Annotated in this window: 24 protein-coding genes and 2 pseudogenes; 22 read left to right on the top strand and 4 right to left on the bottom strand. The window is 64.2% G+C overall.

The genetic code is table 11. The annotated features are described in order from the left end of the window. Positions 1–759 precede the first annotated feature (759 nt). The 6 genes from LGN19_RS08020 (at position 760) to LGN19_RS07995 (ending at position 4699) form a co-directional block, all read left to right on the top strand. On the top strand, positions 760–1296 hold the full coding sequence (locus LGN19_RS08020) for an SMI1/KNR4 family protein (protein WP_226213874.1): 537 nt from the start codon (positions 760–762) through the stop codon (positions 1294–1296). 367 nt (positions 1297–1663) lie between these two features. Next, positions 1664–2095: a hypothetical protein gene (locus LGN19_RS08015; RefSeq protein ID WP_226213872.1), complete on the top strand. Its 432-nt coding sequence runs from the start codon at positions 1664–1666 to the stop codon at positions 2093–2095. A gap of 117 nt (positions 2096–2212) precedes the next feature. Then, on the top strand, positions 2213–2617 hold the full coding sequence (locus LGN19_RS08010) for a barstar family protein (RefSeq protein ID WP_226213870.1): 405 nt from the start codon (positions 2213–2215) through the stop codon (positions 2615–2617). A 245-nt stretch (positions 2618–2862) separates the two neighbouring features. Then, complete coding sequence (locus tag LGN19_RS08005; protein WP_226213868.1) at positions 2863–3660, top strand: hypothetical protein; 798 nt, start codon at positions 2863–2865, stop codon at positions 3658–3660. Between the two features lie 187 nt (positions 3661–3847). Then, on the top strand, positions 3848–4186 hold the full coding sequence (locus tag LGN19_RS08000) for a hypothetical protein (RefSeq protein WP_226213866.1): 339 nt from the start codon (positions 3848–3850) through the stop codon (positions 4184–4186). A 102-nt stretch (positions 4187–4288) separates the two neighbouring features. Then, positions 4289–4699 carry a hypothetical protein gene (locus tag LGN19_RS07995; RefSeq protein WP_226213864.1) on the top strand — a complete coding sequence of 137 codons (411 nt, stop codon included), beginning with the start codon at positions 4289–4291 and terminating at the stop codon, positions 4697–4699. 246 nt (positions 4700–4945) lie between these two features. Here LGN19_RS07995 and LGN19_RS07990 read toward each other — a convergent pair whose 3' ends face one another. Next, on the bottom strand, positions 4946–5581 hold the full coding sequence (locus LGN19_RS07990; RefSeq protein WP_226213863.1) for a hypothetical protein: 636 nt from the start codon (positions 5579–5581) through the stop codon (positions 4946–4948). Between the two features lie 810 nt (positions 5582–6391). Between LGN19_RS07990 and LGN19_RS07985 the strand changes: the two genes are divergently transcribed. The 5 genes from LGN19_RS07985 (at position 6392) to LGN19_RS07965 (ending at position 11373) form a co-directional block, all read left to right on the top strand. Beyond that, on the top strand, positions 6392–7510 hold the full coding sequence (locus LGN19_RS07985) for a branched-chain amino acid ABC transporter substrate-binding protein (RefSeq protein ID WP_043180283.1): 1119 nt from the start codon (positions 6392–6394) through the stop codon (positions 7508–7510). A 182-nt stretch (positions 7511–7692) separates the two neighbouring features. Next, a complete protein-coding gene (gene livH / locus LGN19_RS07980; RefSeq protein ID WP_085038717.1) occupies positions 7693–8619 on the top strand; it encodes a high-affinity branched-chain amino acid ABC transporter permease LivH in 927 nt (308 codons plus the stop codon). 11 nt (positions 8620–8630) lie between these two features. Further along, positions 8631–9902, top strand: coding sequence for a high-affinity branched-chain amino acid ABC transporter permease LivM (locus LGN19_RS07975; RefSeq protein ID WP_226213861.1), 1272 nt, complete (start codon positions 8631–8633; stop codon positions 9900–9902). Continuing rightward, complete coding sequence (gene livG, locus LGN19_RS07970; protein WP_122947781.1) at positions 9899–10672, top strand: high-affinity branched-chain amino acid ABC transporter ATP-binding protein LivG; 774 nt, start codon at positions 9899–9901, stop codon at positions 10670–10672. The genes LGN19_RS07975 and livG overlap by 4 nt, the downstream gene beginning before the upstream one ends. Beyond that, on the top strand, positions 10672–11373 hold the full coding sequence (locus LGN19_RS07965) for an ABC transporter ATP-binding protein (RefSeq protein ID WP_122947780.1): 702 nt from the start codon (positions 10672–10674) through the stop codon (positions 11371–11373). Before livG ends, LGN19_RS07965 begins: the two co-directional genes overlap by 1 nt. An 82-nt stretch (positions 11374–11455) precedes the next feature. Here the strand turns inward: LGN19_RS07965 and LGN19_RS07960 are convergent, their stop codons facing one another. Further along, the gene (locus LGN19_RS07960) at positions 11456–12310 is read right to left on the bottom strand and encodes a LysR substrate-binding domain-containing protein (RefSeq protein ID WP_174955983.1); all 855 of its coding nucleotides are present in this window, start codon (positions 12308–12310) and stop codon (positions 11456–11458) included. An 86-nt stretch (positions 12311–12396) separates the two neighbouring features. On the opposite strand from LGN19_RS07960, the pseudogene LGN19_RS07955 reads away from it, so the two are divergent. The 6 genes and pseudogenes from LGN19_RS07955 to LGN19_RS07930 all read left to right on the top strand — a co-directional run. Continuing rightward, positions 12397–12870 (top strand): annotated as a pseudogene (locus LGN19_RS07955) (2OG-Fe(II) oxygenase); the annotation flags it as partial. Between the two features lie 13 nt (positions 12871–12883). Further along, positions 12884–13807: a DMT family transporter gene (locus LGN19_RS07950; protein ID WP_226213859.1), complete on the top strand. Its 924-nt coding sequence runs from the start codon at positions 12884–12886 to the stop codon at positions 13805–13807. Between the two features lie 67 nt (positions 13808–13874). Then, positions 13875–14225, top strand: coding sequence for a VOC family protein (locus tag LGN19_RS07945; RefSeq protein ID WP_089452088.1), 351 nt, complete (start codon positions 13875–13877; stop codon positions 14223–14225). Between the two features lie 382 nt (positions 14226–14607). Then, positions 14608–15588: an ATP-binding cassette domain-containing protein gene (locus LGN19_RS07940; protein ID WP_122947777.1), complete on the top strand. Its 981-nt coding sequence runs from the start codon at positions 14608–14610 to the stop codon at positions 15586–15588. 4 nt (positions 15589–15592) lie between these two features. Continuing rightward, entirely contained in the window at positions 15593–16420 is an 828-nt protein-coding gene (locus tag LGN19_RS07935; RefSeq protein ID WP_226213858.1) for an ABC transporter permease, read from the top strand. 4 nt (positions 16421–16424) lie between these two features. Next, positions 16425–17228: an ABC transporter permease gene (locus tag LGN19_RS07930; RefSeq protein ID WP_226213853.1), complete on the top strand. Its 804-nt coding sequence runs from the start codon at positions 16425–16427 to the stop codon at positions 17226–17228. A 185-nt stretch (positions 17229–17413) separates the two neighbouring features. Here LGN19_RS07930 and LGN19_RS07925 read toward each other — a convergent pair whose 3' ends face one another. After that, positions 17414–18715 (bottom strand): aspartate aminotransferase family protein, encoded by a 1302-nt coding sequence (locus LGN19_RS07925; protein ID WP_174955980.1) that lies wholly within the window; start codon positions 18713–18715, stop codon positions 17414–17416. Positions 18716–18799: 84 nt separating this feature from the next. On the opposite strand from LGN19_RS07925, the gene LGN19_RS07920 reads away from it, so the two are divergent. Next, positions 18800–19684 carry a LysR family transcriptional regulator gene (locus tag LGN19_RS07920; RefSeq protein WP_226213848.1) on the top strand — a complete coding sequence of 295 codons (885 nt, stop codon included), beginning with the start codon at positions 18800–18802 and terminating at the stop codon, positions 19682–19684. A 25-nt stretch (positions 19685–19709) separates the two neighbouring features. Here LGN19_RS07920 and LGN19_RS07915 read toward each other — a convergent pair. Further along, a pseudogene (locus LGN19_RS07915) lies at positions 19710–20024 on the bottom strand (chorismate-binding protein); the annotation flags it as partial. Positions 20025–20279: 255 nt separating this feature from the next. On the opposite strand from LGN19_RS07915, the gene LGN19_RS07910 reads away from it, so the two are divergent. The 4 genes from LGN19_RS07910 (at position 20280) to LGN19_RS07895 (ending at position 25206) form a co-directional block, all read left to right on the top strand. Next, positions 20280–21221, top strand: a complete 942-nt coding sequence (locus tag LGN19_RS07910; protein ID WP_174955978.1) for a helix-turn-helix transcriptional regulator — start codon at positions 20280–20282, stop codon at positions 21219–21221. Between the two features lie 123 nt (positions 21222–21344). Beyond that, positions 21345–21725: a hypothetical protein gene (locus LGN19_RS39875; protein ID WP_226213846.1), complete on the top strand. Its 381-nt coding sequence runs from the start codon at positions 21345–21347 to the stop codon at positions 21723–21725. After that, entirely contained in the window at positions 21722–23443 is a 1722-nt protein-coding gene (locus tag LGN19_RS07900; protein ID WP_226213844.1) for an ABC transporter ATP-binding protein, read from the top strand. The genes LGN19_RS39875 and LGN19_RS07900 overlap by 4 nt, the downstream gene beginning before the upstream one ends. Then, positions 23443–25206 carry an ABC transporter ATP-binding protein gene (locus LGN19_RS07895; RefSeq protein WP_319000636.1) on the top strand — a complete coding sequence of 588 codons (1764 nt, stop codon included), beginning with the start codon at positions 23443–23445 and terminating at the stop codon, positions 25204–25206. The genes LGN19_RS07900 and LGN19_RS07895 overlap by 1 nt, the downstream gene beginning before the upstream one ends. Positions 25207–25245 lie beyond the last annotated feature (39 nt).

Raw genomic sequence — 25245 nt, 5'->3', positions numbered from 1 at the left:
GTGGTTAGGGTGGGGCGAGACGAAATTGAAAACAATATACAAAATATTCCCGTCGGGATGGCATTGGGTCGGTGCAATATGCCGTGCTGGAAGATTTAAGTGATTTTGGGTCTAAGATTCTGCAGGGTAAGGGAGTCGAGTATTCAAGGCTGTAGACTAATATTGGAGGTATCAAGTGCATTCCGTTCGCGTAGTGTGGCTCTCCAAAGAAGAGGGGGGAAGGAAGCAGCCTCCGATAGCCGGGAAATATTATTCGGTCTCTCGATTTCCAGAAGATGTTGATTGGCAAAACAATGCATGGAGCGTTGTTTTTGAGTTGGAGGATCCTTTTCGAGATGATGTTGGGATGGTTAGCCTTGGGAGGGTTGATTTCCTTGTTAGAGGTGCTCCCGGGGAGCGAATGATAAGTAATAAGTCGTTTTATATATATGAAGGACATAAGAAGGTTGCGCAAGTGATCGTGCTCGATTGACGTGAGATTGGTGTCAATTGGACTCGATGGGGTAGTTTGCGTTTGAGGTGTTGAGAAATGAATATAGACTGACCGCGGCGAGATACATGGTCGCGAGTGTTCGAGTATGTCAACTCACTAGCGACGTACCGGAGGGGATGTGTGCGCATAGTCGAGTTGAGTGTGGGGAAGCAAAGCAACGCACGTACCGGTCTTCGTGGTAGCAGTCACGATCGAAGAGGCGGCCAAGAGAAACAACGCCTCCACGAAGGATGAGAAGAGAGGGCGTTAACTGTTGAGGTCGATAAATGCTGGTTGAGAATTTATTCGGCGGTGATGGTTTTGATTTTTGTGATCAAGGCCCTTCGGTGTCTGCAGCAATAGTGCAGGAGGTGCTGCTTGGTGCTTGTTTTAACGGGAAGGATGATTTTGTGGAGTTCTATGTAAGAAATAATGGTGGATATTTTAACGGTGGGGCGTATTTCTATCGGGATGTTTTCTTTGATCTGGCTCCTGGCGACTTCGACTCGATGGAGGTGGAGGGTTTTTACTATATTGGTGAAAAATATTTCGATGAGAGTGAAGTTAACCTCCGTTCCGCAGAGAAGGTTCGCGGGCTGAGGGCGAAGTATTCCGAGAGGCGAGATAGGTTTTGCCGGACACATTTTCCATTCGCTGGAGATGCTGGGGATAATGACTTTTGGATTGATGTGGGGACGGGGGAGGTGAAATATGTGTTGTGGGAGTCGGAAGGAGATGTGGATGATGTCGTTTCTGTCGCGCCAACGTTTTCGGATTTCGTAAATAATATCGTGCCGCGTCGACGTACGGTGCAACTTGACTGAATCGAGGTCAAGATGCGTCTTTATGATCGGTTCGCTGAGTGAGCTTTGTGGTTTGGATCGGCAAAGTGGCTTTTCCACGGACGCATGCGAAAAAAGATGCGGGTGATTTCGGGTCGGTCGGGATTCGCATCGGTAGTGACGAGGCTTTCTACTTCCTTTTGACGAAAGGAAAGATGTGGCGATGGTTTCGCAATGGAATTGTTTTTTAATTGAGCGGTTGACTTGATCGGAGTCGGTGGCACACAGATTTTCTTGCTGTCTGTATTGCCGTGAGGCCTGCGATCCGGACGGGAAGGCGATGCGTCGATGGCGAGTATTCTCGGCGAAGTGAAGGTATAAAGCGGGTCGGATATGAGGAGGTGAAATTTTGCTATCAGATGCGATCATCAATTTTTGTAAAGATAAGAAATGGTGGTTTGATGATGTTGATCTGGCGTATAGAAATTCCCTCTTGAAAATGGGATTTGATATATCATCGGATTTTGCGCAGTTTTATTTGCATGTGGAAGATGGGCCGACTTTCACATCCAGGAACGGAGAGATATATCAAATCTGCTGGTTTTTGAATCATTCTGACTATGGTGGTAGATTGAGGGTTGCGCGCGAGGTTCTTAAAATTCCAGCGTCGTATGTTCCATTGGACGCGTTCCCTGGCGGGCGAGGGTATTTCTACGACACGAAAGCGGGTGGAGTCTTTGATGTTGGGTTAGGGAATTCTTTGGAAGAGTTTGTCAGCGGAAAGATGGTGGCTCGATGGAGTGGATTCAATGAATTCATCGAGTGGTTTTTCGATATTTGATTGTTATATTGATTTTTTGGGCGCGACGCACTGCGGCGTACTGCGACAGAGTATGTTGAAAGTGAGCGCATTGCGCGCGGCGTAGAAGGTCGTGTTTTTGTTCAAATCGGGTGACTCATGATGCTGGATAGGCCGGGGCTTTATGTGACCGATTCGACCGAAGCGAATCGCATTGCTGAAGCGTGCGGTCGCAGTGATTGGCTAGTTATTTTCCTGCCTGAAGGAGTCGCATCCAAGGAGCAGTTCTTTGAAGCGATTCGTGGCACATGTCCACTAGATCCGCCCTTGTGCAGCAATCGAAGCTGGGACGCTTTGGCTGATTCTCTGTCGTCGGGACTGGATGAAATCGAGCAGGAGCGAATCGCTATCTTCTGGCCAAATTCAGACCGGTTGAAAGCAGTGGAACCTGAAGCCTTTGCTATCGCGACGGATATACTCATCGATCTGTGCGTTACGCTGGCTGATCCCGGCGTAACGGTATCCAGAACGAAGACGCTGCTGGTTGTTCAAATTCCAGGTTGAGTGTGAACAAGAGGGCACGGGCGGACCCTTGTGGTAACAGTCAACCGTTCGTGCCGAGTCGGATACGCTGACCCTCGCGTTCCGTTGCTGAAGAATCGGGGCAGCCTGAAGTGTGACGCGCACGGCGAGGTACTCGACGAGTACGCGCTGACTGGCTTGCACATACCTACGACGATCCTGGCAACCGCGTCAGCACCACGATCTCAGGTGAGCGCGCAACTGCGACTCCGAAGGAGGTAGCACCCATGCACACGGGAATCGTATTTTACGGGACCGATCCGGCCCAGGCTGCCTCCGCGCTGGCAGCTGTCCGGAATCTCTTTTCCCGATTCGATAGAGAGGCAACCAACGCGTTCTTTTGGGAATTCGTCGTCCGGAACGGGGAGAGGTTTGTCGGCGAGCACGAGGTGTTGCCGGCGGACTTGGAGGGGAAGATTTCTGTCGGAGAGGCCACCGCATTTCAGGTGTACAACGATGGAGAAAGAGATGGCGCTTCAGCCATTTCATTTAGCTACAATGTCCCAGCGTACGGCGGCCTGTCGTTCATCGATGTTCAGATAGGAATGTCAATTCACGAGATTGATGAAAAAGTAGCCGAATTTTTGAAAAATGTCGCGATGCTCATGAGCTTCAAATATGCCATCGCTTATGGTGCAGAAAATGCGTCGATTGCAACCAAGTATGCAACTGGCGTAAATCTGAATCGAATTTTCCCCTTTGAGAATACGTCTCTTTTTACAAGAGATCTCCCTGGCAGATCGCCGGGAACGGCGAGCTACGAGCGCGGGAAGCTCAGGATGGTTTATCCCCTGAATGTTCTCAACGAGGAACACGTGGAGATCCGTGTCGATGATCTTTCGTTGAAGGAGTGGATCAGATCTGATGCGTCCCGCGGATCATTGGAAAGCATTTCGAACAGCATGTGGCTCTGGTCGGTCAAGGAGCCGGAGTTGTTCGGCGTGAACAACGCGTGCGGAGAGTCAGGGATATTGCTCGCCTGGCAGAAGGCACCCGTGAATAAGCCGTTGCGAAAGCTCCCGTGAGCTCGTTTCCGAAGCGGCGCGCGGACCGTACGTCTCCGAGTCAATGACCGGCACGCACCTAAAGCGCTTGGTGATGACGGACTCGCTCAGTGTGTCGTCCGAACACGTCGGATGCGGTGTGTTTGTCCGTCGAGTTCGCAAGCTAAACGACGGCCGGCGGAAAATCCTATCGATTTGGGAGGGGTATATGAAGACTTATCGCTCGGTCCAGGACCTGCTCGGTGAGCTGGACAGTCTCGATTGGGATTCGGCTCTTTTTGTTGATCAGGGGGCATGGACGGCTGACCCTTGGCATGCGGAAATTCTCCTTCTGGAAGGAGATGATGAGCTCGAAGATGTTGTTCCGGGAACTCATTTGCCAAAAATTGCAAAGAGTAGAGATATGAGGCAGCTATTCGATACGGAGACGTTTCGAGGCATAGTTGATTTTGAGCGACGTCGAAACTCTACGGCATCTGTGGCCGATATCATCTTTGCTGTCAACTATTACCGGGAAAAGGATGATTTCTATGATCCGCAGGATTAAGTGAGCGGCAGGGGGTGTCATTTTTCAATGGGCAAAACCTGCCAGGCAGAAATTGGCTGACGCGGCGATGCGTAAGCCGACGTTCGAGATAAAGGGGCAGTGATGGAGCTCACGGTACGTCCGATAGATGTTGATTTTGTCTATGACGAGCTGGATACGAACGCGATCACGTTCAGGCTGGCGGATGGATATTTCTCAATTCAAACGTGTGTCTACCTCGAAGACGACGAACGGCTGAACGAGCCGATGGTTGAGTTGGGCGGCCAGGGCGCGCAAAGTGGTGGGTTGGTGCGGGTTCTTGTGCGTCCGCGCGAGATAAGGCTGCAGTTTCGGGAAAGCCTTTGCTTTCTCCATGAATGCACACTGATATCGATTGTGTTTGATGAACTTGTCGATGTGACGTTGGTGGATTTTTTTGTCAATCATCTGTTCCTTGGGGATATTTTGATCTATGGCGACGATTTCGACGCCACGAAAAAAATGATCCAGACCAGGAAAAGGGAATACCTTTGAGGTGCTCGAGGCGCGTCATCCCATGCCATTGCCCAGTTGGCGTGTGGGTGGCTTGAAGAGGCATCTGCGCCAGTGGCAGTAGGACTGGACGAAGCGCTGACGAGAGCCTGCCCCGGTCCAGGAGTCCGACCAGGTCAAAGCTGACGGGAACAGGTTCGGGCTTGCACACGCGTGTCGCAGCCTGCGTCGGTTGGGAAATATTCGTGTCTTCCACCTAAGGTAACCGCTGCAGACCGCCCCAACCCATCACCAGGCGATATTGCAGGATGACCGCGACGTCCGCGCACCGCCAGTCGCCGTGCACTTCGTCCCCGCGCCATTGTCATAGAACGTCCGCGTCTCCGGCTGCGGCACCGAAGGATCGAACGGATTCGGCGCGCCATGCGGACCACGCGCTGCGTCGTACGGCCGCTGCGGCGCATACGAACCGCCATTACCCGCTGGCCTTGAGCCGTTCGCACGGAGATATTCATTCCAGTTCTGCTCGCGCTGTTCATATCCAGGCACCGCGCGACCAAAACTTTCGCTGCCGCCGGCGCCGAGCGCGACGCGGTTCGGGGGCAATGCCCAATCGGGCTCGTGCTCGGACAAAGGCGGTGGTGCCACAAGCGCATCGCCTGACACACGCAATGGCCGCGTATCCGGCGTATCGAACGGCGTGCGTTCCGCGGGCGCAGCGTACTGCGCGCGGCGGTGGGTCATCAGCACCGCATGCCCATCATCCCGAGCAGCAGCCCACCGCTCCGAGCGAAATACATTGGCACCTGCCGGCCGATCGGCCAGCGAATCGCGTCCCGACGCATCGGCGGTGGAAACAGAAAAGGAAAGAGAAAGCGCGCACGCGATCGCGGCGGCGGAAGACAAGCGGTAGGGGTGATTCATCAGCGTTCCGAAGCAGGTGATATGCGATGAGAAAAAACGGCAGATCACTGGCTGGCGGCTGGGCGACGGACGGGCGTCGAAGCGGCCCTGAAGCGTCTGCGAAGCGCGGCGTGCGCGACTCACAGGAAGGCTGGCTGGATTGCAGAAGCGAATTCGTATTATTTCATGAAAATGACAATCAGCTTCCAGATGTTTAGTTTTGTTTGTAAACAGAAGGATTTACCGCCTCGGCCGAACGCCCCGAGTTGGTGCCCACTCAATCAATCATCAGTCGATTGATTTTGAACAATCCGACCCTTAGTAGCCCAAAAATGCAACGTTCGGCATCGGCGTTCGCTGAACCCCAGGCGCAGCAAGGCAACCCGCCAGACCGACACACTTCATAGCAACCGAATTGCACTCCAGGCAAACGTTCTCGCGCCCCGCGAGGTTGCGCCCCAATCGCCACCGCCTCTCCCGAAAACCTCCGTGTTTTCCCTCGGTCGACCGGCATTTTTGACAGACGATTTAAAAACGCCCATATAATTTCGACTGCCTTGCCAACGGCTGTCGGACCATCCCTCCGATCAAGCGGTTGGCAAGCGGGGCAGGCGAAACGCTTGCGCAATGCAAGACGCATCACGATGTCTTTCCGAACCAGACGTCCCCTTTGGGGACTGCAAGAGCCGGGCCCCGCTACGCAACATTCCGCCGGAGTTCCGTCTTCTATGTGTCTCGGGCGTGTCCCATGTCCTCGCCCCGGGTGCTGTTCGATTGCGCAAGTCATGCCGCCTTTGCCCGTATGACTAAACAACATCGAGGAGCTCCCAGATGACGCTGTCCCGTCTTACGTCCATTTCCGTCGCCGCCGTGCTGTTCGCCGCCGGCGCCGCCGCCGCGCAAGCGGAAACCGTGAAGATCGCCATCGCTGGTCCGATGAGCGGTTCTGTCGCCCAATACGGCGACATGGTGAAGGCCGGCGCGCTGACCGCGATCGAGCAGGTCAACGCTGCAGGCGGTGCGGGCGGCAACAAGTTCGAAGTCGTGATGATGGACGACGCATGCGAACCGAAGCAGGCCGTCGCCGTCGCCAACAAGATCGTCAGCCAGAAGATCAAGTTCGTGATCGGCCACGTGTGCTCGGGTTCGACGATCCCCGCGTCCGACATCTACGAGAACGAAGGCATCGTGATGGTCACGCCGTCGGCCACCGCGCCGCAACTGACGGAAGGCAAGAAGCGCCACTTCATCTTCCGCACGATCGGCCGTGACGACCAGCAAGGCCCGGCCGCCGCGCACTTCATCATCAACAACGTGAAGCCGAAGAAGGTCGCGGTGCTGCACGACAAGCAGTCGTACGGCCAGGGCATCGCGTCGTCGGTGAAGAAGGACCTCGAAGCCGCGAAGATCCCGGTCGTGCTGTTCGAAGGCATCAATGCCGGCGATTCGGACTACTCGGCGATCATCACGAAGCTGAAGTCGCAAGGCGTCGACTTCGTCTACTTCGGTGGCTACCACCCGGAAATGGGCCTGCTGATGCGTCAGGCGCGCGAGCAGGGCGTGAAGGCCACGTTCATGGGGCCTGAGGGCGTGGGCAACAAGGACGTGACGGCCATCGCCGGCCCGGCCTCGGAAGGCATGCTCGTCACGCTGCCGGCCGACTTCTCGGCCGATCCGGCCAACGCAGGCCTCGTGAAGGCATTCGCGGACAAGAAGCGCGATCCGAACGGCCCGTTCCAGATGCCGGCATACGCCGCGGTGAAGATCATCGCCGACTCGATCGCAGGAGCGAAGTCGACCGATCCGACCAAGGTCGCCGCGTACATGCACAAGACGACGTTCGACACGCCGATCGGCAAGGTCGCGTATGACGCCCAGGGCGACCTGAAGGCGTTCAAGTTCGTCGTCTACACGTGGCACAAGGACGCGACGAAGACCGCCGCCAAGTAATACGGAGTACCCGCCCGCGCATCCCGCCCTGTCCGCGACCCGGACGGGGCGGGTGCGTATTGTCCGCGCATCTGCCCATTGCGCGGCCACGGCGCGGCCCGAGACGACACCGTGCGTTGCGCGCGGCCCCGCCGTGATCCGGCGACGGCAGGCGACATGGCGCCAACGGGAGCTTCCCGCACATGACTGACTTCTTTCCGCAATTCGCCCAGCAGCTGGTCAACGGCCTGACGCTGGGTGCGATCTATGCGCTGATCGCCATCGGCTATTCGATGGTCTACGGCATCATCGGCATGATCAACTTCGCCCACGGCGAGATCTACATGATCGGCGCCTACGTGGGCCTCGTCACACTCACCGCAATCGGCATCTCCGCCGGCTATCCGCTGCCGCTCGTGCTCGGCGCCGCACTGATCGTGTCGGTGATCGTCACCGGGCTGTACGGCTTTGCGGTCGAGCGCGTCGCGTATCGGCCGCTGCGCGGCGGCCCGCGCCTCGTGCCGCTGATCTCCGCGATCGGCATGTCGATCTTCCTGCAGAACTACGTGCAGATCGGCCAGGGTGCGCGCGACGTGTCCGTGCCGGTGCTGATCTCCGGCGCGTTCGACATCCATCTCGGCGGCGACTTCGACGTGACCATTCCGTATTCGCGCCTGATGATCGTCTGCGTGACCGTCGTGCTGATGATCGCGCTCACGCTGTTCATCTCGCATTCGCGGATGGGCCGTGCGTGCCGCGCGTGCGCCGAGGACATGAAGATGGCGAACCTGCTCGGCATCGACACGAACCGCGTGATCTCGTTCACGTTCGTGCTCGGCGCGATGCTGGCCGCCGTCGGCGGCGTGCTGATCGGGCTGACGATCGGCAAGCTGAATCCGTATATCGGCTTCGTCGCGGGCATCAAGGCGTTTACCGCTGCGGTGCTCGGCGGGATCGGCAGCATTCCGGGCGCGATGCTCGGCGGTGTGCTGCTGGGCCTCGCGGAAACCTTCGCAGCGGGCTACATGCCGGCCGAGTACAAGGACGTCGTCGCGTTCGGCCTGCTCGTGCTGATCCTGCTCTTCCGCCCGACCGGCCTGCTCGGCAAGTCGGACATCGAAAAGGTTTGAGGGAGACGCAGATGAGTCAAGTCATTTCCGTTCGCCGCCCGGCCGCCGACGCGTCGGTCGGCCAGTCGCTGAAGAATGCCGTGGCCGCCGCATTCCTGACGGCGATCCTCACGATTCCGGTGCTCGGGCTGCAACTGAAGCTCGACGGCTATCAGGTGGTGCTCACGCCGCATTGGCGACCGGTGTGGATCGCGGTTGCGGCCGTGTTCCTGTTCCAGTTGTTCAAGCCGTGGCTCGTGCGCGCGAAAGCGGCCGTGAAGCTGCCGGCGGTGCCCGCGATGGGCGCGCAGCAGCAGCGCGTGATCGTATGGGTGATGCTCGCGATCGGGTTCGTGTGGCCGTTCTTCGGCTCGCGCGGCGCGGTGGACGTCGCGACGCTCGCGCTGATCTACGTGATTCTCGGCCTCGGGCTGAACATCGTGGTCGGTTTCGCGGGGCTGCTGGATCTCGGCTATGTCGGGTTCTATGCGGTGGGCGGCTATACGTACGCGATGCTGAACCAGTATTTCGGGCTCACGTTCTGGGAGTGCCTGCCGCTCGCCGCGATTGCGGCCGCGACGTTCGGCTTCCTGCTCGGCTTCCCGGTGCTGCGGCTGCGCGGCGACTATCTCGCGATCGTCACGCTCGGCTTCGGCGAAATCATCCGCCTGATGGCGAACAACCTGACGAGCCTCACGGGCGGCCCGGACGGCATCTCGGGCATTCCGAAGCCGACCGTGTTCGGCTACGAGATGGCGCGCAGCGCGAGCGTCGAAGGCGCGAAGACGTTCCACGAGCTGATCGGGCTGGAATACAGCGGCGACCACGTGGTGATCTTCCTGTACCTGATCGCGCTGGTGCTGGTCGGCTTCACGCTGTTCGTCACGAGTCGCCTGATCCGCATGCCGATGGGGCGTGCGTGGGAAGCGCTGCGCGACGACGAGATCGCGTGCCGCTCGCTGGGTCTGAACCCGACGCGCATCAAGCTGTCGGCGTTCACGCTCGGCGCCGCGTTCGCGGGCATCGGCGGCGCGTTCTTCGCGGCGCGTCAGGGCCTCGTGAATCCTGAATCGTTCACCTTCATCGAATCGGCGCTGATCCTCGCGATCGTCGTGCTTGGCGGGATGGGGTCGCAGCTCGGCGTGATTCTCGCGGCGATCCTGCTGACCGTGCTGCCGGAAGTCGCGCGCGGCTTCGCCGAGTACCGGATGCTGATTTTCGGTCTCGTGATGGTGTTGATGATGATGTGGCGTCCGCAGGGCCTGCTGCCCGCGAGCCGTCCCCACGTGGAGCTGCCGCAATGAGCGCGAATGCAGAACTGTTGAAGGTCGCCGGGCTGCAGATGCGCTTCGGCGGGTTGCTCGCGGTCGACGGCATCGATTTCGACGTGCGTCGCGATGAAGTGTTCGCGATCATCGGGCCGAACGGCGCGGGCAAGACCACGGTGTTCAACTGCGTCGGCGGCTTTTACAAGCCGACCGGCGGCGACGTCGTGCTCGACGGCCATGCGATCGCGGGGCTGCCGAGCCACAAGATCGCGTTGAAGGGCCTGGTGCGGACGTTCCAGAACATCCGCCTGTTCAAGTCGCTGACCGTCGTCGAGAACCTGCTCGTCGCGCAGCACCGCAAGGTGAAGGCGGGGCTGCTGCCCGGCCTGTTTTCGACGCCCGCGTATCGACGTGCCGAGAAGGAAGCGCTCGAGCGCGCGGCGGTGTGGCTCGACCGGATGGGGCTGACGTCGGTCGCCAACCGGCCGGCCGGCACGCTGTCGTACGGGCACCAGCGGCGTCTGGAGATCGCGCGCTGCATGATCACCGAGCCGCGCCTCTTGATGCTCGACGAGCCGGCGGCCGGCCTCAACCCGCAGGAGAAGATCGAGCTGCAGCACCTGATCGACAAGCTGCGCCGCGAGTTCGGCGTATCGGTGCTGCTGATCGAACACGACATGAGCCTCGTGATGGGCGTGTCCGACCGCATCCTCGTGATGGAGCACGGCCGGCCGATCGTGATCGGCACGCCGGAAGCGGTCCGTAACGATCCGCGCGTGATCAAGGCGTATCTGGGGGAAGAGTGATGCTGAAGCTGGAACAGGTCCATACGCACTACGGCGCGGTCGAGGCGCTCGCGGGCGTGTCGATCGAGGTGAACAAGGGCGAGATCGTCACGCTGATCGGCAGCAACGGCGCCGGCAAGACGACGCTGATGATGACCGTGTGCGGCACGCCGCGCGCATCGTCGGGCCGCGTGCTGTTCGAGGGCAAGGACATCACCGGGATGTCGACGCACCAGATCATGCGGCAGGGGATGGCGATCTCGCCGGAAGGGCGGCGCGTGTTCCCGAGCCTGACGGTGCTCGAGAACCTGAAGATGGGCGGCTTCTTCGCGAGCCGTCACGAGATCGACGAAGGCATCGAGCACGTGTTCAAGCTGTTTCCGCGCCTGAAGGAGCGCGCGGCGCAGCGGGCCGGCACGATGTCGGGCGGCGAGCAGCAGATGCTGGCGATCGGCCGTGCGCTGATGAGCAAGCCGCGCCTGCTGCTGCTCGATGAGCCGACGCTCGGCCTCGCGCCGCTCGTGATCGCGCAGATCTTCGACATCATCCGCATGATCCGCGACGAAGGCGTCACGGTGTTCCTCGTCGAGCAGAACGCGAACAAGGCGCTCGGTGTGGCCGATCGCGGCTACGTGCTCGAAACGGGGCGCGTGGTGCTCGCCGATACGGGCGCGAACCTGCTCGCGAACGACCGGATCAAGCAGGCGTACCTCGGCGGTTGACGCCGGATGCCGCCGGCCTGCAACGGGCCGGCGGCGCGTCCTCTTGCGCTCTCTCATGCAAGGCCGGTTCCCGGCCTTGTCTTCACACCCCGATCCTGAACGTGCTTTTCAGTATGTCGCGCAGATGCAGCGCGGCACGATTGCTGTCGTCCGTCAGGATGGTGATCAGGTGCGGCGGGAGATCGGGCAGCACGATCCCGGCGACGTGGCTCGTCAGGTTGCCGGACACGCGATCGTGTTCGATGAGGCCGACCGCGAGGCCGTTGGCGATACATGCTTCGACTGCCGGCGAGCTGGCGCTCTCGAGCAGCATCCGGTGCGCGATCTTCGCTTTCTTCAGCGCGTTCAGCGCGGTGTCGCGGTACGGGCAGCCCTGCAGTTGCACGGCGATCGGCAGCGGCGCGTCGGGATTGAACTTGAAGGTCCGCGCGGCCACCCACACCGGATGGGTCTTGCCGAGCAGCTCGCCGTGCGGCGGCACTTTCTGCACCACGGCGATCGTGATGTCCAGCTGGCCGCGGGAGAACAGCGACTGAAGCGCTTCGCTGGAGCGCGCTTCGACGGTCAGTTCGAGCAGCGGCCGATCGGCGGCGAAGCGCGGCAGGAATTCCGCCATGAAGTGCGCGGCGTACGAATCGGGGATGCCGAGCCGCAACTTGCCGGTCAGCATCTGCGGCGACAGCGATTCGACGAGCCGGTCGTGGCTCAGCAGAAACTCGGTGGTGTCGCTCAGCAGCTTGTGGCCGAACTGGGTGAGTTCGACGGCCTGGTTGTTTCGCGTAAACAAGCGCTGCGCAACCATTTCCTCGAGCTTCTGAATCTGCGCGGTGACCGACGACGGGCTGCGATTCACATGTACGGCCGCATCCTTGAAGCGCCCGAGCTTCGCGACGGCGTGGAAGGTGCGCAGCAGGTCGACGTCCAGGGTACGCGGCATGATTTGGTTTCTCCGAATCATTGATTCAGGTAATGTCGATTGACGGAATTATTGGCCATCCCATATTCTCGGGTCAACAGGCAGGCAACGGCAGGGAACAGCTGGGCATGCGGCACGCCGACGGCACCCGCTTCGTGCCGGATATCGTGCTGTCTGATCGAGCCGACGACGAGGGCTGAAACATTCTGTTCTACGAATCGACTGCGGAAACGTTCGACCGCCACGATCGCGAACGCCGGCATGTGAAGACCGCGAACCTGGACAGCGCGGGCGACGCGCGGCTCATCGACGGCAGCAAGCGGTTCCGCGGCGTCGCACCGGTCGAGTCGGGGCGTCGCATGTCGCGGGTGCTGTCGTTTCATCGTCCGTACCCGCGCGAGGACGACAACGGGTTCTGGCATCTCGCGTCGGACGACGGCATTGCGCGCCCCATCGTCAACTGGCTGGCACTGCAGCGCGCCCTCAGGGATGACGCCGAACTGCAGCGCCGGCGCCTCGGGCTCGAACCGATTCGCGCGGAGGATCGGGAAGACCCGCGCCTGTCCCCGGTAACCTTCTGAGAACCGTCGCCCCATGCAGCTATTCCTGCTCCAGCTCGTGTTCGTGTTGTCGTGGAGTTCCGGCTTCATCGGCGCCAAGCTCGGCGCGGAGACGGCCGGCGCGTTCAACCTGCTGTTCTGGCGGTTCCTGCTCGTCACGCTCTGTCTGGCGCTCGTCCTCAACCGGCAGCTCGGGCGCCTGACGTGGGAGAAGCTCCGCTATCACGCGGTGATCGGCTTCCTGTCGCAGTTTCTCTATCTGGCCTGCGTGTACGTGGCGATTCAGCATGGCCTGCCGCCCGGCATCGCCGCGATCGTCGCCGCGTTGCAGCCGCTCATCACGGCCGCGATGACGGCGCTCGAAGGCAGCGAGCGCAGCGGGGCGCGCCAGTGGGCCGGGCTCGTCGTCGGGTTCGTCGGCGTGGGGATCGTGATCGGCGGGCAATATGCGCTGCCGGCCGGGTCGGTCGGGCTCGTCATGTACCTGCTGCCGCTGGTGTCCGCGCTGGGGCTGTCGATCGCGACGATCTATCAGCGGCGTCGTGCGCTGACGGCCGCGCGCAGCAACGAGGACGGGCTGTTCCTGCCGCTGTTCGTGCAGGGCTGCGTGAGCCTCGTGCTGTTCGCGGTGTGCGGGGTCGTCACGGGTGACCTGCATGTGCCGACCCAACCGAACGTGTGGGTGTCCGTCGTGTGGCTGACGGTGTTCTCGACCTTCATCGCCTACCTGTCGTTGTGGGCGCTGCTCAAGCGCATGCCCGCGACGCGCGTGGCAACCCTCGTCTATCTCGAGCCGCCCGTGACGCTGACCTGGGCCGCGTGGATGTTCGGCGACCGGATCGAGGTGTCGACCTATGTCGGCATCGTCGTCGTCGCGATCGGCGTGTGGCTGGCCGGCAAGCACGGCGAGCGGCCCGCGCGGGCGCGGCGGGCGGACATGGAGGCGGCCGGCCGCTGACGCCCCTGGTTGAACGCGCGGTTCCGGTGTAGCGTCGCGGTACTGTCACGCCTCGTGAAGGAACCCGATGAAAGTCAAACGGATCGTCGCCAATATCGACACGCGCTCAGTCGACGACGCCAAGCGCTTCTACCAGCGGATCTTCGGCCTCGACCTGCTGATGGACCACGGCTGGATCGCGACCTACGGCAACGACGAGCAGATGGACGTGCAGATCAGCTTCGCATCGCAGGGTGGGGCGGGTACGCCGACGCCCGATCTGTCGATCGAGGTCGACGACGTCGATGAAGCGCTTGCACGTGTGCATGCGGCCGGGATTCCGGTCGAATACGGCCCGGCTGACGAGCCTTGGGGCGTGCGGAGGTTTTACGTGCGCGATCCGTTCGGCAAGCTCGTCAACGTGCTCGCGCATCGCTGATCTGGCACGCCGGACTGGCCAAGGTGGCGTTCACGCATGCGACGCCAGCCCGACCGGTCGGAGAGTCTCCGCATCGCCGGCACGAAACACTTCGCGGGTGGCTATCGCGTCCGGTAGCGCATCCGCATGGCAGGCGGCTTGCCGGTTGCAGCACGTGTGTAGCCGATTCGGCTCCGATCGTAGTCAAATCGGCTGCGTTTGGGCCATCCGTCCGAATCGATACACACGCGTCGATGCGGGTCACGCCAGGTAGCCCTCTCCGCTGCAACGCAACCGGTCATGCTGCGATCCGTTGCGCCGCCCCATGATAAGATCGCGCGCTTTCCGCGCCGGCACCGTCTGCCCGACGGCCGCGGGCCGCTAACGAACCCGCGAGGATCGCATGTCCCAGATCATCGTCGAAGGCCTGGCGAAGACTTATCGCATCGCGGAGCGGCAGCCCGGCATGCTTGGGCTGCTGCGCCGCCGCTGGCGTGAAGTCGAAGCGCTCAAGGACGTCAGCTTCAGCCTGCGGCACGGCGAGCTGCTCGGTTTCATCGGGCCCAACGGGGCCGGCAAGTCGACCACCATCAAGATCCTGTCCGGCATCCTGCGGCCGACTTCCGGCCGGGTGGTCATCGACGGCCGCGTGCCGTTCGACGACCGCATCGCGCACGTCGCGCGCATCGGCGCGGTGTTCGGGCAGCGCAGCCAGTTGTGGTGGGATCTGCCCGTCATCGACGGCTTCGACCTGCTGCGCGACATCTATCGTGTCGATCCCGGCGCCTATCGGCGCACGCGCGACGCGCTCGTCGCGATGCTGCGCCTCGACAGCCTGCTCGACCAGCCGGTACGCCAGTTGTCGCTCGGGCAACGGATGCGCGCCGAAATTGCCGCGGCGCTGCTGCACGAGCCGCCGATCCTGTTTCTCGACGAGCCGACCATCGGCCTCGATGCGCCGTCGAAGCTCGCGGTGCGCGAATTCGTCAAGACGCTGAACCGCGAGCGCGGCGTGACCGTGTTGCTGACGACGCACGACATGCACGACATCGAGGCGCTCGCGGAGCGCGTGATCGTCATCGGGCATGGCCGCGTGCTGGCCGACCAGCCGTTCGACGCGCTGCGCGCCGGCGTGCTGTCCGACCGCCGCATCCTGGTCGACTTCGCGGACGAAGCACCGGCGCTCGACATCGCCGGTACGCAGTTGCTGCGACGCGAGGGTCGCACGGCCGAGCTCGCGTTCGATCCGGGCGTCATCGGTGCGCCCGCGCTCGTCGCGCGCATCGCGGCCGAGCATGCGGTCGAGGATATCCGCGTCGAGCAGCCGGCGATCGAGGAGGTCATCGCGCGTTTCTACCGGCTGCATGGCGCGACGGAAGCCTGAGCCGATGGACGTCCTGCGCCCGTACGCCGCGGCTTTCTCGGCACGCTTCAAGACCCTGCTCCAGTATCGCGCGGCGGCCCTCGCGGGCTTCACGACGCAATGCTGGTGGGGCGCGCTCAAGGTGATGATCTATGCGGCGTTCTATCGTCACGCGACGCATGCGCATGCGTCGATGACGCTCGAGCAGGTGACGACCTACACGTGGATCGCGCAGGCGATGTTCGCGCTGCTGCCGTGGGCCGGCGACCCCGATGTCGCGGCGGCGGTACGGACTGGCGCGGTCAGCTATGACCGGTTGCGCCCGGTCGATACGTACACGTGGTGGTACGTGCGGGCGATGGCGTGGATGAGCGCGCGGGCGCTGCCGCGGGTCCTGCTGATGTTCGTCGCGGCGGCGATCGCGCTGCCGCTCGCCGGGTTCGGCGAATGGGCCTGGCAGCCGCCGGCGGACGCCGCGCGGGCCGCACTGTTCGTCGTGTCCGTGATGCTGATGATCGGGCTCGCCGCCGCGTTCGTGATGCTGCTCAACCTGTGTATCGCCGCGACGCTGACCGATCGCGGGATCAACACGCTCGCGCCCGCGTTCGTGATCCTGTTCTCGGGCAACCTGATTCCGCTCGGCCTGTTTCCGGACTGGCTGCAGCCGCTGCTGATCGCCCAGCCGTTCGCCGGGATGCTCGACATCCCGTCGCGGATCTACATCGGCACGCTGAACGGGGGCGCCGCGTGGGCCGGGCTCGCGCTGCAGGCGTTCTGGATCGTCGCCTTCGTCACGCTGGGGCGCATGGCGATGCACCGCGTGATGGCGCGGCTTCATCTGCAGGGAGGTTGACCCGATGCATGCCGCCCGCCTGCTGTCCCGCTACTTCGCCACCTCGATCCGCGCCCAGCTCCAGTATCCGGCCTCGAGCCTGATGCTCGGCGCGGGCACGTTCCTGACGACCCTCATTGAACTGGTCGGCATCTGGGCACTGTTCGATCGCTTCGGCGACGTGCAGGGCTGGCGCTTCGGCGACATCTGCATGTTCTTCGGAATGGTCAGCGTCAGCTTCGCGATCGCCGATTTCATCAGCCGCGGGTTCGACGTGTTCGGCAGCGACTTCATCCGCACGGGCGATTTCGACCGCCTGCTGCTGCGCCCGCGCACGGCCACGCTGCAACTGATCGGCCATGACTTCCGGTTGCGCGTGATCGGGCGGCTGCTGCAGGGCATCGTCGTGCTGGTCGTCGCGACGCGCGCGCTCGATTTCGACTGGAACGCCACGTCGATCGCGCTGGCCGTGTGGACGATCGCCGGTGGTGTCGCGCTGTTCTTCGGGCTGATGGTGCTGCAGGCCACGCTCGCGTTCTGGACCGTCGAGAGCCTGGAAGTCGTCAATGTCGTCACGTACGGCGGCGTTCAGGCCGCGCAGTTCCCGATCAGTCTTTATGCGGGCTGGCTCCGTCATTTCCTGACGTTCGTCGTGCCGATCGCGTGCGTCGCGTACTTCCCGGTGCTGGCGATCCTCGGCAAGCCCGATCCGCTCGGCGCGCCGAGCTGGTTTCTGCCGCTCGCGCCGGCGGTCGCGTTCGTGTTCCTGGGCGCGTGCTTCGTCGCGTGGCGGTTCGGGGTGCGCAAATATACGTCGACGGGTACCTGAGTGGCGTGCGCGTACCCGTGATGCGCGACGCGTGACTGCCGGCGCGTCACGCGCGACTTGCGCGATTTGCGCGGATACCGAAGCATGTCGATCGATCGGGAATCCTGATCTCGTTTCCTTCTCGCCGGTCGTCGAACCGGCACGACGGAACGTACGGCAGCGGAGCAGCGCGCTGCCGCACACCGCTACAGCGCACGAGCGATCGCCTGCTCCAGCAGCGACAGGCCGAGGTCGATCTCTTCCTCGCTGACGGTCAGCGGCGGCGCGATCCGGAACACGCCGCCCATGCCGGGCAATTGCACGATGTTCATGCTGAGCCCGAGATTCATGCATTCGCGCGTGATCTTCGCGCCGAGCCCGTCCGCCGGTTCCTTCGTGCGGCGATCCTTGACGATCTCGACGCCGAGCAGCAGCCCGCGTCCGCGCACGTCGCCGATGCAGTCGAAGCGCTCCATCAGGTCGAGCAGGCCGCGCCGGAGCCGGTCGCCCATCACGTTCGCCCGTGCGACGAGCCCGTCGCGCTGCACCACGTCCAGCACGCGCAGGCCGACGGCCGCCGGCAGCGGATCCGACACGTGCGTCGTGTAGAACAGGTAGCCGAGTTCGTGCGCGCGTTCCTCGATCTGCGCGGACGTGACGATCGCCGCGAGCGGCAGCCCGGCGCCGAGCGTCTTCGACAGCGTCAGGATGTCGGGCGTCACGCCGTCGCGCTGGCACGCGAACATCGTGCCGGTGCGCCCGACGCCGGTCTGCGCCTCGTCGAGGATCAGCAGCATCCCGCGTGCCTCGCACTTGCGCTTGAGCGCCGCCATATAGCCTTCCGGCAGCTCGATGATCCCGCCCGAACTGAGGATCGGCTCCGCGATGAAGGCTGCGAGGTTGCCGCTCGACTGGCGATCGATCAGGTCGAACGCGTAGTCGAGTTCGGCGAGGTAGTCGTAGGTGCCGTTGCGCTCGAAGCGCGGCCGGTACGTGAACGGCGCCGGAATCGCGAACGAGCCGACCGACGCCGGGCCGACGCCCTTGCGGCCGGCGCTGTACGTGGCCGACGCGGCCGCGCCCGTCATCCCGTGCCACGACTGCGCGAAGCCGACGATCTCGTACTTGCCGGTGACGAGCTTCGCCATCCGGATCGCCGCTTCGTTCGATTCCGCGCCGGTGCTGAGCAAGAGCGCGCGATCGAGCCCGGCGGGCGTGATGTCGGCCAGGCGCGTCGCGAGGTCGACGACCGGCCGCGACAGCATCCCGCTGAACAGGTGGTCGAGCTTGCCCGCGTATTCGCCGATCACGGAGACGATCTCCGGATGGCTGTGGCCGAGCACCGCGCTCATCTGGCCTGATGTGAAATCGAGGATCGCGCGGCCGTCCGCGTCGTACACGAAGCTGCCTTGCGCGCGCTCGATGATCATCGGCTCGAACGTGCCGCCGTAGCGGACCAGGTGCTGCCTGGCGTTGCGCCAGAAGGTCGGGTCGTCGTTCAGGGACATCGGGCGTCTCCGGGCAAGGGGCAAGGGGTAGGGGGCGCTTGCAGTCTAGGCGCGCGTCTGGTTTGATGGAAACGAATAGTTCTTATGCAAGGTAGAAAAGGAGCTAATACCTTGGGACTTTCGCTCGAAATCGACCTGCTGCGCTCGTTCGTCGTGATCGCCGAAGTGCGCGCGCTCAGCCGCGCGGCCGCGCGTGTCGGACGGACCCAGTCCGCGCTCAGCCAGCAGATGAAGCGGCTCGAGGAGGTCGTCGACCAGCCGCTGTTCCAGCGCACCGGCCGCGGCGTGGTGCTGACCCACCCGGGCGAGCGGCTGCTCGTGCATGCGCAGCGCATCCTGAGGCTGCACGACGAGGCAATGGCCGACCTGTGCGGCACGGGGTTGTCGGGGACGATCCGCTTCGGGTGCCCGGACGATTACGCGGAGGTCTGGCTGCCTTCGCTGCTGCGGCAGTTTTCGAGCCAGCATCCGCAGGCGATCGTCGAAGTCGTATGCGGGCCGACGCCGCGGCTCATCGAGCAGCTGGAGAAACGCGCGGTCGATCTGGCGATGATTTCATTGCCGGACGACGTCGCGAACGACGACATCATTCGCCGCGAGCAACTGGTCTGGATCGGCTATCCGGGGCTCGAACCCGCGCATTTCGATCCGTTGCCGCTGGCGCTGTCCGATCGCGACACGCTCGATCACCTCGCGGCCTGCGAGGCACTGGATCGTGCCGGCCGCGATTACCGCGTCGCGTATGCGAGCAGCAGTCTCGCGGGGCTGATCGCGCTGGTGCGTTCGGGGCAGGCGTTCGCGGTGATGACGCAGACAGCGGTACCGGCCGACCTGGCGATCGTCACCGGCGATCCGCGCCTGCCGCCATTGCCGGCGGTGGGCATTGCGCTGAAGTTCGATCGCAAGCGGCCGTCGCATCTGACGACGGCATTCGCCGAGCATATCCGGCTCACGCTGCCGCTGTTGTGATGCGCGCGGCCGTCGCGCCGAAGCATCATTCGACCGTCGACGAAGCCGATAGCTGTGTCGAGCCGCGGGCATTGGCATCCGCCGCCGCATCGCGCACGCGGATCGCCGCCTGAATGCTCGACAACTTGAGTTCGGTCTCCTGATATTCGTTGACCGGCTCGGAATCGGCGACGATGCCGCAGCCCGCGAACAACCGGCACGCGCCACGGTCGACCAGCGCGGAGCACAGCGCGACGATGAAGTCACCGTTGCCGTGCGCGTCGATCCAGCCGACGGGCGCCGCATACCAGCCACGATTGAAACCTTCATGCGCGCGGATGTGGTCGAGCGCAGCGGCGTGCGAAGTCGTCGGGCCAGTCGGGTGCGTTGGCCGGGAGGATTGCATGCGCTGACCCTGGGTTCCGGCAAGTTGTCAGAAAATGTAAATGAGAGGTATTATCATTTGCAACAAATGCCGCGATCGCGCCGTTTCTTTCGATATCGCGGCAATTTCATTTGATCGGGCGCGCGGCGCCTGGCCGGCCCGGCCGGACAATCGGCCGGTTGCCGCCGGCGCGTGCCGGGCCGCGCGCGCTGCCTAACCAACGGATCTCCGATGAGCTCGACCTCCTTCGCTTCGTCACGACGTCACCCGCCGGTGCTCGTGCCCGGCAATCATCCGGGCGTGGTGCACATCGACGCGGGCATGAAACTCATGAGCGGCACGCTGTGCTCGGACAGCCGCGACTGGTACGAGGAGCCGCTCGAAAAAGGGCTGAAGCTCGTCCTCGTGCAGAGCGGGCAGTTGCGCTGCCGCGTGCCGGGCCAGCCCGAGCAATGCATCAAGGGGCCGGGCCTGTGCGTGATTGCCAACGACGGCGAATTCACGACGCACCAGATCTACGATCGCGATGTGCCGTTGCGTTACACGATCGTGCAGCTCGGCATCGACGCGCTCGACCGCGACCTGAGCCTGCTGCCGGAGAAGATGCTCGCGCCGACGGGCGGCGATCCGCGCATCGTCAGTTGCCCGGCGTCGAAGGCGCTGCAGGCGCTTGCGGTGCAGATCGCGACGTGCCAGTTCGAGGGCGCGGTGCGCGAGTACTACCTGAAGGCCAAGGCCTTCGAGCTGACCGCGCTGAGCGCGCAGTTGCTGGCGACGCAGCGGCAGTTCGCGCCGGTCGATGTGCGCGTCACGTCGTCGGACGTCGAGCGCGTGTATGCGGCGAGCGACATCCTGACGCGCGAGCTGCAGCAGCCGCCGACGCTCGACGCGCTCGCGGGCCGTGTCGGGATGAATTCGCGCAAGCTGACGGCCGGTTTCCGCAAGGTGTTTGGCGCGAGCGTGTATGCGTACCTGCAGGAATACCGGTTGCGGACCGCACACGCGATGCTGTGCGCGGAGGACGCGAACGTGTCGACCGTCGCGTACCGCGTCGGCTACAGCCCCGCGCATTTTTCGATTGCGTTCCGCAAGCGCTACGGCATTTCGCCGAGCGATATTCGTGCGTCGTCGAACGCGATCGACGACGTCGAACCGGAGCGCGCGGCAATCTAAAACAACTGACCGGCAGCCTAAAACAATCGACCGTGCTCATGGGTGTGGGTGAGATAGATTTTCATCCACGGGTGGCCGCTACCGCGCGGATCCGCCATCGAACGACCCATGCAAGGCGTGCTCATGAGCCAGACCGCTGTCGATTCCAGAATCGACCATTCCTGTTTTTCTCCCATTGCCTTTCGCTCGCAGTTCGTCGCGATGATCGCGGCGCTGCCGCTCGCCCGTTTGCCGGAAACGGTCCGCGTGCCGCGCTTCAGCCGCGTCGCGCATGCGCTGGGCGCGGCCGAACTCGCGTGCCTGCACGCCCGCAGCTGGCCGCAAGCGGCCGTGCGCGCGGCCGATCGGCTCGTGTCGGGCGAAGCGCTGCAGGCGCGCAATCCGTGCAGCATCGACGTGACGCACGTCTGGCAGCAACTGGCCACGCAGCTCGGGTTTCCGGAGCCGCCGCCGGGCGACGCGTGCGCAGCCACGCTCGGCATGCAGCTGGAGCGTGCCGCATGAAGGGGCCGTTGCTTTCGATGTTGCGGCCGTTCGCGGTGCCGCTCGCGGCGGCGGTCGTGCTGCAGGCTCTGGCGGGTGTCGCATCGCTCGTGCCGTGGCTCGCGCTCGGCCGGGTCGCCGACGCGTGGCGCGCGACGGCGCAGCTCGACGCGACGGCGCGCGGCTGGCTCGTCGCGGCCGTGGTGGCCGGTGTGGGCTGGCTGGGCGGCCAGACGGTCGCGCTGCACCTGACGCACCGCGTCGACGCCGATCTCGCCGACCGCTTGCGCAGGCGCCTCGCCGATCATCTGCAACGCTTGCCGCTCGGCTGGTTCGCGCGCGCGGGCAGCGATCGCGTCGCGCGTCACGTCGACCAGGACGTGCGCGCGCTGCACCAGCTCGTCGCGCATGCGCCGGCGGACGTCACGCAACTCATCGTCGTACCGTGCGCGGCGCTCGCGTGCCTGCTTTACCTGAATCCCGTGTTGCTCGCATTGGCGCTCGTGCCGCTCGTCGCGGGCGCCGCGCTGTTCCGCTGGATGCGTTCGGCGCGGTTCGCACCGGCCGTCGCGGCGCGCAACGCGGCGCTCGAACAACTGATGGGCGATTACGCGCAGCTCGCGCAGAACCCGGCGCTCGTGCGGCAGTATCCGGGCGCCGGCATCGAGGCGGCCGCGCTGGCGTCGACCGGGCGCTTCGAACAGGCGTTTTCAGCGTGGGTCGGCCGCGTCGGCGGGCCGGGCGCCTGCACGCAGGTGCTGCTCGGCACGCCGTTCCTGCTCGCGTGGGTCGTGTTCGGCGCGATGTGGCTGACGGCCGGCCGCTTGCCGGTCGGCGAGCTATGCACGTTCGCACTGCTGATCTGGGCGGTCGCGGCGCCGGTGCGTGCGCTCGGCCACGGTGCCGACGCATTGCGCGAAGCGCGCGCGGCCGCCGCACGCCTCGATGCGTTGCTCGCGCAGCCGGGCCTGCCCGAGCCAGTCGATGGCGCTGCACAGGTGCCGCGCGATGCGTCGATCGAACTGAGCGGCGTGAGTGTCGATATCGACAGCACGCCGATCCTGCGCGATATCGACGTGACGATCGCGGCCGGCACGACCACCGCGATCGTCGGGCCGTCGGGCGCGGGCAAGAGCACGCTGCTGATGCTGCTCGCACGCTTCATGGATCCGGACCGCGGCACGGTGTGGCTCGGTGGCGCCGAGCTGCGGCTGCTCGCGTCGGATACGCGGCGCGAGCAGGTGGCGATGGTGTTCCAGCAGGCCGCCGCACTCGACGCGTCGATCGCCGCCAACATCGCGCTTTACCGGCCCGATGCCGATCGTGAAGAGATTCGCGCAGCCGCGCGCGCGGCCTGCCTCGACGAACGCATCGATGCGTTGCCGGGCGGCTACGACTGCGTGTGCGGGCGCGACGTGCGGCTGTCCGGCGGCGAACTGCAGCGCCTGGCGATTGCTCGCGCGCTGCTGGCGCCCGCACCGGTGCTGCTGCTCGACGAACCGGCTTCGGCGCTCGATCCGCAAACCGGGCGCGCGTTGCGCAATGCGCTGCGCGGCGACGCGCGCACGCGCGTGATCGTCAGCCATGATCTCGACGCGATCCGGCATGCCGACCAGATTCTCGTGATGGATCGCGGCCACATCGTCGAGCGCGGCACGCATGCGGCGCTGCTGGCCGCGTGCGGGCTGTATGCGCGGCTATGGAGCGAACGCGGTGCCGCAGGCGGGGAGGCCGCATGATGATGAAGTCGCTCAAACGTTTGCAGTGCATACCATTGGAAACACGCCGCGTGCTGTGGCGCGGGGTCGGCTGGGCGGTGGCCGCCGCGTTGCTCGACGGCGCTTGCGGGTTGCTGCTCGTGCCATTGATCCGCGCATGGTTCGCCGGCGGGCAGGCGGCCATGCTGCACTGGACGATCGCGCTTGGCGCGCTGACGCTGTGCCACGCGTTCGTGCTGTACGTTGCGCAACGCGGCGGTTATCGCGCGGGCGGCGCGCTCGCGGCCGGTCTCGTCGAACGCCTCGTGCGGCACCTGCCGCGCATCGCGTCATGGCAGGCCGTGCGCGACACGCATCCGGCCGGGCTGCTGCGCGGGCCGGTCATGCAGGCGATGGGGATTCCGGCGCACCTGCTCGGGCCGTTGATCGGCGCGGTCGTGACGCCGCTTGCGGTCGTCGCGGGGCTCGCGTGGATCGATTGGCGCATCGCGCTGTGCCTCGCGGCCGCGGCCGTGTTGTTGTTCGCGCTGCTCGAACGCGGGGGCACACGTACGCTCGCGTTCGAACAGGCTCGCGCGTCAGGCGATCGCGACATGGCCTTGCAGCTTCAGACCTTCGCCGCGCATCAGGGGCTGTTGCGCTTCGCGGGCCAGGAGGGCGAAGCGCGCGCGGCGCTGCAGCACGCGTTCGACGAACAGCATCGCCGCACGCGTGCGCAGATGCGGCGCTCGTTGCCGATCGAGCTCGGCTTCGCGGGCGCGGTGCAGGGCGTGTTCGTCGCGATGCTGGCCGGCGGCGCGTGGGCCGTGTCGGCCGGGCGGCTCGATGCCGCGACGGCCGTGGCGGTGCTCGTGCTGCTCGTGCGCTTCATCGAGCCGCTCGCGCAGCTCACGCAGCTCGACCAGGCGCTGCGTGGCGGCTGGCGCGCGCTCGACACGGTGCTCGCGGTGCTGCATGCGCCGCGTTTCGACAGCCCCGAGCGCGGCAAGCCGGTACACGATGCGAGTGTCGACGCCGTGCGCGTCGGCTACCGCTCGGCCAGCGGCGCGACGCTGCTCGACGCCGTCGACCTGCATTGCCCGGCGGGCGACTTCGTCGCGATCGTCGGCCCGACGGGGGCTGGCAAGAGCACGCTGCTGGGCCTGCTCGCGCGGCTCGACGATCCGGGCGCCGGGCAGGTGCTGCTCGGCCGCTCCGATGTGCGGCACCTGAGCGAGGCGACGCTTGCCGCGACGCGCAACCTCGTGTTCCAGGACAACGGGCTGTTTCGCGGCAGCCTCGCGTGGAACGTGCGGATGGGCCGACCGGACGCGACCGATGCCGAACTGCGCGCCGCGCTGGACGCGGTCGGCCTGTTGCGCGACGCCGAGCGCTTGCCGGACGGGCTCGAATCCGACGTGGGGCCGGGCGGCCAGTTGCTGTCGGGCGGGCAGCGCCAGCGTGCGTGCCTGGCGCGCGCGCTGCTGGCGCGTGCGCCGGTGCTGATGTTCGACGAGCCGACCGCGAGCCTCGACGAGCTGAGTGCACGTCGCGTGCGCGACAGCCTCGTCGCGCTGCGCGGGCAGCGCACGCGCATCGTCGTCACGCACCAGCCGGCGCTCGCGGCGGCGGCCGACACGATCGTCGTGCTCGACGCGGGCCGGGTGCGGGCGACCGGCACGCATGCGCAGCTGGTCGAGAGCGATACGTGGTACGCGACGTTCGCCCGGGCCGGGCGGCCGCCCGACGCGCCACCGCCGGCCGATACGGACACGGAGGCCCGGCCGGTCGAATCCGAACACTGACGTGAACAATGCGATCCGGCGTGCCCGGAATCGATAGGA

Source organism: Burkholderia sp. AU30198 (assembly GCF_020419825.1).
Classification (GTDB): domain Bacteria; phylum Pseudomonadota; class Gammaproteobacteria; order Burkholderiales; family Burkholderiaceae; genus Burkholderia.
Note: the sequence above shows the minus strand (reverse complement) of the source record. Positions and strands in the feature narration are given on the sequence as shown.